Annotated in this window: 11 protein-coding genes and 1 pseudogene; 5 read left to right on the top strand and 7 right to left on the bottom strand. The window is 50.0% G+C overall.

The features are described from left to right. Positions 1 to 273 precede the first annotated feature (273 nt). Positions 274 to 714, top strand: coding sequence for a DUF4440 domain-containing protein (locus CMR00_05050; GenBank protein PIO48490.1), 441 nt, complete (start codon positions 274 to 276; stop codon positions 712 to 714). Here the strand turns inward: CMR00_05050 and CMR00_05045 are convergent. After that, a complete protein-coding gene (locus tag CMR00_05045; GenBank protein PIO48489.1) occupies positions 702 to 1,436 on the bottom strand; it encodes a silent information regulator protein Sir2 in 735 nt (244 codons plus the stop codon). The genes CMR00_05050 and CMR00_05045 overlap by 13 nt on opposite strands. 604 nt (positions 1,437 to 2,040) lie before the next feature. Here CMR00_05045 and CMR00_05040 point away from each other — a divergent pair. Together CMR00_05040 and CMR00_05035 are read left to right on the top strand one after the other, a co-directional pair. Next, positions 2,041 to 2,955 (top strand): alpha/beta hydrolase, encoded by a 915-nt coding sequence (locus tag CMR00_05040; GenBank protein ID PIO48480.1) that lies wholly within the window; start codon positions 2,041 to 2,043, stop codon positions 2,953 to 2,955. A gap of 65 nt (positions 2,956 to 3,020) precedes the next feature. Continuing rightward, on the top strand, positions 3,021 to 4,028 hold the full coding sequence (locus CMR00_05035; protein ID PIO48479.1) for a bacteriochlorophyll/chlorophyll a synthase: 1,008 nt from the start codon (positions 3,021 to 3,023) through the stop codon (positions 4,026 to 4,028). Positions 4,029 to 4,035: 7 nt separating this feature from the next. Here CMR00_05035 and CMR00_05030 read toward each other — a convergent pair whose 3' ends face one another. The 6 genes and pseudogenes from CMR00_05030 to cdd form a co-directional block, all read right to left on the bottom strand. Continuing rightward, complete coding sequence (locus CMR00_05030) at positions 4,036 to 5,016, bottom strand: CPBP family intramembrane metalloprotease domain-containing protein (GenBank protein PIO48478.1); 981 nt, start codon at positions 5,014 to 5,016, stop codon at positions 4,036 to 4,038. An 85-nt stretch (positions 5,017 to 5,101) separates the two neighbouring features. Beyond that, positions 5,102 to 5,829, bottom strand: a pseudogene (locus tag CMR00_05025) (permease). Between the two features lies 1 nt (position 5,830). After that, entirely contained in the window at positions 5,831 to 6,151 is a 321-nt protein-coding gene (locus tag CMR00_05020) for a hypothetical protein (GenBank protein PIO48477.1), read from the bottom strand. Positions 6,152 to 6,224: 73 nt separating this feature from the next. Next, complete coding sequence (locus tag CMR00_05015; GenBank protein PIO48476.1) at positions 6,225 to 6,965, bottom strand: hypothetical protein; 741 nt, start codon at positions 6,963 to 6,965, stop codon at positions 6,225 to 6,227. A 2-nt stretch (positions 6,966 to 6,967) separates the two neighbouring features. Then, positions 6,968 to 7,573, bottom strand: a complete 606-nt coding sequence (locus tag CMR00_05010; GenBank protein ID PIO48475.1) for a thymidine kinase — start codon at positions 7,571 to 7,573, stop codon at positions 6,968 to 6,970. Further along, positions 7,506 to 8,036: a cytidine deaminase gene (cdd, locus tag CMR00_05005; GenBank protein PIO48474.1), complete on the bottom strand. Its 531-nt coding sequence runs from the start codon at positions 8,034 to 8,036 to the stop codon at positions 7,506 to 7,508. The genes CMR00_05010 and cdd overlap by 68 nt, the downstream gene beginning before the upstream one ends. A 6-nt stretch (positions 8,037 to 8,042) precedes the next feature. Between cdd and CMR00_05000 the strand changes: the two genes are divergently transcribed. Together CMR00_05000 and CMR00_04995 are read left to right on the top strand one after the other, a co-directional pair. After that, positions 8,043 to 8,237, top strand: a complete 195-nt coding sequence (locus tag CMR00_05000) for a hypothetical protein (protein ID PIO48473.1) — start codon at positions 8,043 to 8,045, stop codon at positions 8,235 to 8,237. Further along, positions 8,218 to 8,880, top strand: a complete 663-nt coding sequence (locus tag CMR00_04995; protein ID PIO48472.1) for an MBL fold hydrolase — start codon at positions 8,218 to 8,220, stop codon at positions 8,878 to 8,880. Before CMR00_05000 ends, CMR00_04995 begins: the two co-directional genes overlap by 20 nt. Positions 8,881 to 8,885 lie beyond the last annotated feature (5 nt).

The following is an 8,885-nucleotide window of genomic DNA, read 5'->3' as shown; positions in this document are numbered from 1 at the left end:
CACGCAAGATGCGTTTGACCTAAAGATTGCGATTCGTGCTGGAGGCACGTCACCTTCAGCCTTCCCAGACTTCATGGTCAATGCGGTGCGCAATGCAACCGAAACGGCAACCAATTTAACCAGACAAGCTGTATCTACGGTGCGCAGCTGGTGGAATCGGTTCCGTGGCGAGTAAGTCTAGAGCCATTGTTCTTTCAAGCAAGAGAGCCTGCATGAGCAGGCTCTCTGTGTTTTATGAGATTTTGTCTTACAAAACAATCTGACAGACGGGTGATGAAAGTGTTTTTATTTTTGGGGTTATGTGGGGTGCTGTGTGCGGATGTGCGTGCGCAGACCGATGCGGGGGAAGCCATTTTAGCGGTGCTCGAGGCGCAAGTAGCGGATTGGAATCGTGGAGATGTGCGGGCGTTCATGCGTGGCTACAAGGTCTCGGATTCAACGACCTTTGTATCGGCGCGGGGTGTGGAGCAGGGCTACGAGAAGATTTTGCAGCGCTATTTGAGAAGTTATCCTAACGCAGCGGCGATGGGAGAGTTGAAGTTTGAGGGCTTGAGAGTGTGGTTACTTTCTGAGAGGCACGCGGTGGTGAATGGTCAATTTGTGCTGACGCGGCGTGTGGCAAGTGGCAACGAAGAGCGGCTCAGCGGGTATTTTACACTGCTGTTTGAAAAGACGCACGAGGGGTGGAAAATTATTGTGGATCATACGTCTTGAGTTTCAAGGAGTCGGTGTGCGAGTTTGGGCATTGCGGTGGCGGCACTGTCTTTGTAGATTTCGAAGCCATGGAGCAGGCTTACGGCGGGGTTTGGGTCGATGAAGAATTTTTGAGGGGTATCAGCAAAGAGTGTCAGCAAGCCGGCGGCGGGATAGACTTGTGCAGAGGTGCCGATGACGATAAAAATTTTGGTGGTCTCAATAAGTTCGTCTAAGTAGGTGTGGCGCATATCGACGGCTTCACCGAACCAGACGACGTTGGGGCGGAGTTGGGCGCCGCATTTGGGGCAGCGATCGCCCCACTGAATGGGTTTTGTAATCGTGGATTTGAAGTCGCAGCGAAAGTGCGGGTTGCCATCGGCGAAGATATCGTAGTGGCGTTCGCACTTTTGCATGTCGGCGCGTCCGTGTAGATGCCAGACATTGTGGCAGCCGGCGCGTTCAAGCAGGTTATCGATGTTTTGGGTAATGTTGATGACCTCATACTTTTTTTCGAGCGCTGCGATGGCATAATGTGCGGCGTTAGGTTTGCAGGCTTGATAGGTGTTGAAGCGAGCGGCGTAGAAGTCGAGCACGAGTTGCGGATTGCGCTGCCAGCCTTCAGGTGTTGCCACGTCTTCGATGGCGTAATTTTCCCATAAGCCGCCGCTATCACGAAAGGTGGGGATGCCGCTTTCAGCTGAAAGTCCTGCGCCGCTAAAAATAACAACTCTTGATTTCATGGTCGAGACGGTCGATGTGGTCGATTTAATTTTAGCACGAAGAACAACTGTTGCATAGCGAAGCTTCAATACGCAAGAGTAGACTGAGAAGTTCTGGTTGCAAGTGCTAACTGCTGTTCATAGGCAAAGATACGGCAAATCGCCTAACAAGGTTAGCCTATCGGTGAAACAAAAAACAACAGGATAAGTCATTTGATTTTTTGTGCAAGAGAGCTGCTCAAGGCGGTGCGACAAGCACACCATGTGCGGCACTGAACTTGATGTGTGAGCGAAATTTCATTAAATTTTCTTTTGAGGCAGTACGAAGAGCAGTCAGAGTGAGAGTTCATCAAGGAAGTTTTAACCTTTGAGAAAGATGGGATTTTTATTCTACATCACGGACTTTTGGTATTGGCGTTGGCGCGATGTGTTAGCCTTGATTCGATCAAGGTCGCTAAGTCACACGGTGCTGCAAACGTACTATGTGAATTTTTATTTTGTGATTGCTGACACGCCGCCTTTACGGCGTTTAGCGTCGCTAATTGAGCGATGGGCATGAAGGCTTCGGCGTTGGGGCATGGGTTCATAGCATAATTCAAAGTGTGAGAACATTAAGGAGAAGACTATGAACAGACTATCAATAGGGCGATGCGAGCTCTACTACGAGGATAGTGCTGAGCGATTTGCGGAGCATCGTCATAAGCCGGCGATTTTGTTTATCAACGGCTGGGCGTTGTCGGGGCGCTACTGGCAGCCGACGGTTGAGGCGTTGCGTACGGAGGCACGCAGCATCACGTTTGACCAGGCTGGCACGGGGCGCACACGTTTTCGGGACAAGCGACCACCGTTTACGATTGAGGGTTTTGCTGAAGAAGCGGAGGCGCTGATTGAGCACCTGCAACTGGGCAAAGATGCGCCGCTGCATATTGTTGGGCACTCAATGGGTGCGATGGTTGCCGCAGAAGTCTTTCAGCGTCAGCGTCGGCGTGCCACGAGCTTGACAATTATCGCCTGCGGTATTTTCGAATACGGTGCAGTTGACTTGCGCTTTCAGTTAAAGATGCTTAGTGCTTTTATTCATGCCACGATGAAAGCCAAGAAACTCTTTCAGCTTGAGCCACTCAAGCGGGCGTTTGTGGCAAAAGCGACGGCGCGTCCGATTCCACGAGAGTATGCAGAGGTTCTGATTGAAGATTTTCTAACCGTCGATGATGAAGCGGCCACGGCGGTAGGCACCTTCTCGCTGCGCTATGATATTTCGCTGCACTACATCAAGAACTTGCTCACGGCAGAGGCGCCAATGTGCTTGATTGTAGGTGATAAGGACAAGACCATTCCGCCCGTAGGCATGAGCACACTGTTTGAAAAACGCAAGGCACATTCGGCTGCACCTACAACGTTTGTGCGGTTTCCGTCGCTGGGGCATTTGCCGATGCTGGAAGATACGCCAGCCTTTGCGCAGGTGCTACACCAATATGTGCTCTCTGGCTCAAATCAAACTGTGGAGCAAATCCATGCTGGGCATTTTCAGAATGTGTAAAGTATATTTGGGTACGAAAATCAGTTCAATAAGTTTTTTACGCTCTTTTGCGCCAGCATCAAACTATGAGTTCTTCAACATTAGAATCGCTCCCAGCGCTTTCGGAAGATGCGCGTCAAGCCCTGCGGTTAGAAATGGAGCGCGCAGGCATTGATGATGAAAAACTTCGCAAAATTCAACTGGCACTTGATAACGTCAACCGCGAGGGCTGGCGTTTAGAGCTCTCTGCCATTCCACGCCTGATGAAACCGGTTACATGGTTTCCACCAATGTGGGCGTTTCTGTGCGGTGCCGTCTCCACAGGCGCCAACTTGCTCGAGCAATGGCAAATTGTGCTGGCTGGATTGATTTTGGCAGGGCCGCTCATGTGCGCCATGTCGCAAACCATGAACGATTATTTCGATCGTGAGGTCGACGCCATCAACGAACCTGATCGACCGATTCCGGCGGGACTTATCTCGAAGTCAGCTAGCTGGATTGTAACCTTCACACTGATTGGGTTAGCGTTTATCATCTCGTACTGGATTCACCCTTATGTGCTTGTGATTTCTTTTGTGAGCGTGCTGCTTTCGCATGTCTATTCTGGACCGCCGCTGCGCGCCAAGAATAATGGCTGGTATGGCAACCTTGTTGTGGGTATCGCTTACGAGGGGGTGGCTTGGCTTACGGGCAGTTTTTCACTGACAAAAGGCTTACCCAGTCAAGAATCTATTGCAATGGCGCTAATTTTTTCACTCGGTGCTCATGGCATTATGACGCTAAACGACTTCAAATCGGTGGTAGGAGATCGAGTGCGCAAAGTCAAATCGATTCCTGTGCAACTTGGAGAGAAGCGTGCTGCCATGCTTGCCTGCGCCGTGATGAATGCCGCACAAGTTACAGCAATTGGTATACTCGTCTTCAAAGCCCAGTATGTTGCTGCAGCCATTGCACTTGGCTTGCTGTTTGTGCAGCAGCCCATGCAAGCATTGCTTATCCGTGAGCCGAAAGAGCGTGCAATTTGGTATAACTCTTTTGGCACATTGCTCTATGTGCTCACGATGATGGTCTCTGCATGGGGCATTCGTCCGTAGTGATCACTCATGTCGCAGAGGACCCTGACGGGTTTGCTTGAGCAGAAGGAGACCACATAAGGACGCACACAATAGAGATGAGCAGCACAAGTGTTGAGGCAATTCCGCCTTCAGGTCCAAATGCTCCGCCTGTAAACCAGTCTGGTCCGGCTTCCATGAGATCGAGCAGCGTACCGACTCCCATATTTTGTCCGCTGACGGCAAGCCCGAACAGATTGCCCTGCGCCCAATTCCAAGCGCTGTGAAAAGCACAGATGCCCCAGAGTGATGCTTCACGCAAGGCATACAGCGCTGCAAACACACCATAGAGCAAGAGATTGAACAGCGCAAGCAGGTCTAGATTCGGATTTATACCGTGCATCAGGGCAAAGAAAAGCGAAGAGAGCAAAATTCCTAACCAAGGGCGATAGCGTACGTTCAAGACTGGCAACATCCAGCCGCGTATGAGCACTTCTTCTGCTGCACCTTGAACGAGCCAGCCGGGCAGAAGGATAAGTAAGACGCTGGGGAGCGCCGAGAGTCCAACCCGTGAAGGATCGCTATCTTCAATTGACACATAGCCAAAGATCGCCATCAGTCCCACATTAGCGCTAAACACGAGCAAGCCAAGTAAGAAACCACGTGCATACTGCCAGAGCGCTTGGTGCCGTTCAAATCCCAAGGTAAAAAAGGGGCGTTTTTCGTAGCGCCCAATCCAAAGCCAAACGAACGCAATAAGAGCGCCAAACGACAGAGCCAGCGTCAAGCTCATCAGCAGTCCAGAAAGCCAGGGTGATAACGTGAGACTTGCATTTTCTTCCAATGCGTCCAAAGAGAAAGGGTTTGAAGAGGCGCTTAAAGCAAACCGCGCCAGTTCCACAGGCAGCGCAAAGAGAGAGGAGACAAGCACAAACACAACGCCTAAGCCAAAAACGCCCCACCAAGGAGTAAGCCGCTCGCCCTGTCGAGCTAAATCATACAACCGATTGTGTTGAATCCAGTCCAGCATGGTCTCAAGAAACGAAGAGAGGAGAAATAATCTGAAAGATAGTAAATGCGGATGACTATTCACGTAAGGTAGCGTAAAGACTGTGTTAAAAAATTTGTAGGGCGCTGCCGATGAGCTGAAGCCCTGACAGAACCAGCAGCAGTTCGACGAACAGGGTAAATTTTTCGCGACTTAATTTTTCGATGATTTTTTGCCAGTCCAGCTGCCTAAAATCATAGCGATGCCGATAAATAGTCCGTAATAGAGTTCGGTTGCGCCAAGTAGGGCATATTTGTTGTAGACAAGGCTTTTTAGGAAGTGCATCGTCAAAGCTGTGAAGGCTTCACTGGCGACGTAAGCCGTTGGAGTTAAGTTCAAGCTGAGAAAGAAGGCGGCACCAAGTGGACCGGCACTGCCTACTAACCCTGACAGGAAACCTGTCAAGCCGCCGCCCAGCAGCATGCCTTTGTCACCGAGCTCAAGTTTCTTGAGTGGGCTTCTGCGGTAGAGCACCAAAAGAATTAAAAAAATTCCGATGCCGAAGGTAATAATGCGGCTATCGCTTTTGCTAAATAAGAAACTGCCTAAGAGGGTTAGAGGGATAGCGGTGAGAAGAAAGAAAAGAATCGGGCGCCAGACGAGTTCATCTCTGCCGAACCAGACACGTGAGGCATTCCCGAAAAGTTGTCCAATGGTCAGAATCGGAACTGCAGCTTTAACGCCCACGACAGCGGTGAGGGCGGGCAGCAGAATTAAAGCGCCGCCGAATCCTGCGGCGCCAGAAAGGGTAGCGGCAAGAAAGGAAATGAAAAAAAGAAGAATCAGCTCTCCCATGTCAGCGTGGCATAAAAAGAATAATACAGGCGCCGACGATGCAGACCCCGGCGCCAATCACATCCCAAAGGTCGGGCACTTGCTGCTCAGCAAAGTATAGCCAGCATAGTGAGGCGGCGATGTAAATTCCGCCATAAATTGCATAGGCGCGCCCTGCAAACTCAACACCAACCTTCGTAAGTAAAAATGCAAACATCAAGAGAGAAAAAAGACCCGGCAGTAGCCAATACAGGGAGTGATCGAGCCGAAAGTATTTCCAGAATGCGAAGCAGCCAAAAATTTCAAAAAAGGCAGCTGCAGTAAAAATGAGAATATCTTTCATACAGATGAGTCTTGATTTTTCTCAATTGCGATGAATAAATCGCATTTGTGGTATTCAGAGCGCTGAATATAAGTTAGAACCAGATAATCCAGCCTTTTGAAGTGTGCGCAAGGTGAGCTGTAATGGAAATTCTATCGCGCTGACCTTCAAACGGCTGAATTTGATGTAAGGTATAGGCATCAATGATGACAAGGTCGCCGGTTTGATACGAGACCGTGAGATGTTCGGCTGCAAGCATCGCCGAGGTAAGGTTGCGCTGCTGTGGATAGCGAACTTGCCAGAGTTTCAAGCCGCCGCCCTGTTCAGGTGGTTGAAGCATGACAATCATGGTCAGTGCGGTGGTGTGCACAAGTGGAGTGGGGTATAACAAACCTTCGGTATCGAAGTGAATATCGCCGCCATGCTGTGCGCACCAGCCTGCTGCAGGGAAAATATGGATGCCTGGTCCGCACCAGCCAGCTCGCAATTGAACGGGCGCGCCAAGAGCTTGGCTCATCAAAGCGCAAATCTGTGATGGCATCCCAGAAAGGCATTGCTCGAGCAACTCATTAGACACCCGAGCCTGTTGAAAGTAGAGCCGCGCGCGCCGCTCTGCCCAGTGTGCATACCAAGATCGACCTAAGGAAAAATGTGCGCCATCAAAATCAGCATTCCAAAATGCACGTGCAGCGTACACCGCAGCGCTCAGAGCAGAGCATTGTTGCTCGGAGAAAACAGCCCGATAGTGAATGGCAAGATGATGGCGAAGAAGCAAAGTAACTGCGGTCTGACCAAGTGTCGAGCCGGGCAAAGAAAGAATGAGAGCGTCTGGCATGTTTAGTGGTGAGGTTCTTCAGGTGGTGGTTCAAAATAAGCGCGATGGCGTGCTTCGTAGAGGTTGCTGTGTCCGATGAGAATCAGTTGATTACTGTCTGCCAAGCGCTGCGTGCGTGAAGCCGGTAGCCCAGATTTCATACACACCGCTAGCGTTTTTGTAACCTCTTCGGCAATTGCCATTAAGAAAGGCATCGGACCAAACGGTTTCCCACGAAAATCGAGGTCTAAGCCAGCTACAATCACACGCTTGCCCTCGTTTGCCAGTTGCTCGCAGACATCGACGATACCCATATCGAAAAACTGTGCTTCATCAATGCCAACCACATCAGCGTGTTCCGACTGTGCTAAAATCTCCTGCGAATGCGATACCGCTGTTGAAGCAAGTTTTGCAGCACTATGCGAGACAATTTCATTAGCACTGTATCGATCATCAATTACTGGCTTAAAGATGGCTACATGGAGCTTTGCAATTTGCGCTCGTCGTAATCGGCGAATAAGCTCTTCTGACTTCCCACTAAACATACAGCCCGCAATAACTTCAATTCTTCCGGTGAGTGCCTTTGGACGAACGGGCTTTGCTTTTGGCTTGTGATGTATTTGTCGCATCGGCATTGATGTTCGAGTTTGTTGAGGCGTGCTTTGCGTTTGACTTATCAGAGCACGTTGAAATGGATGGCGACAAGTTGGCTGACGAAAAGGATTCTGGTAAAAGGTCGCTCAGTTTGAACATTTTTACTTGACCGCGCCGATTAGAAAGATAAACCACAAGATGCGGTGCAAAATCGATAAGCGTCTGCCGACAAGCGCCACAAGGCGGACAGAAGTTGCCGGAACTGGCAACGATGGCAATGGCTTCAAACTCGCGTTCGCCTTCACTCAGCGCTTTGAAGAGCGCAACACGCTCGGCACAAATGGTTAGGCTATACGACGAGGTTTCAATGTTGTGTCCAGTGATGATTTTGCCGTCTTTCGTTTGCAGCGCAGCACCAACCTTGAACCCAGAGTACGGCGCAATTGCACGCATCATGGCTTCCGTAGCCGCATCAAGCAAAGCATGTGGCTCTCTCATACAGTCATGGCAAAGGTTCGTCTCAAATTGAGCGAAGTTTTTCAGCAAATGCAAGCGCTAAATAAAGAAATTTGCATATTTTTTGCGTACCGTTACAAAATAAACACAATGTCGGAGCAAGTGAAACTCACCAGAGAAGCTCACGCAGCCGAACATTTTCCTAGAAAATCGCTTTACGACCATGTTCATCAAAGGCTTTGAGTGTGGACCGCTTTATACATTTGCTTACCTTGTCAGCGATGCGAAGAGAGATGAATCGGGTTTTGCCGCAGCCTGCGTAATTGATTGCTCCTACGGCTCAGCACCACTGATTTTGCAGGAAGCTGCCGTCCGACACTTCAAAATCGAGCGGATTCTCAATACACACGGACATTTTGATCATTCAGCAGATAACGCGGCACTGCAAAAGGCAACAGGCGCCCCGATTTTCATTCACCAAAGCGATGAGTGGCGACTGACAGAGCCATACAAAGAAAATTTCCCCATCCCTTTTCCGATGACCCCAACACGCGCTAGCGTATATTTGAACGACGGCGATATCATTCAAGTAGGGTCGCTGCAATTCGAAGTGCTCTACACACCTGGACACACACGCGGCGGTGTTTGCTTCTACGAAGCGCAGCATAAAGTTCTCTTTTCAGGTGATACCTTGTTCAACGGATCAGTAGGCAGATGGGATTTTGTGGATAGCGACCTTACTGCACTGGTGCGCTCACTGGCACGACTGATGAAACTGCCTGATGAGGTCAGGGTATATCCCGGTCACGGTGAGCAGACAACGATTGGGCAGGAGCGCCGAACAAATCCCATCATTCAGCAAGTATTGAGGGTCGTCAACGCGTGAAGATG

Origin of the sequence: [Chlorobium] sp. 445 (genome assembly GCA_002763895.1) — a bacterium.
Classification (GTDB): Bacteria; Bacteroidota; Chlorobiia; order Chlorobiales; family Thermochlorobacteraceae; genus Thermochlorobacter.
The sequence above is the reverse complement of the archived record's forward strand: the minus strand, read 5'-3'. Positions and strand labels throughout refer to the sequence as shown.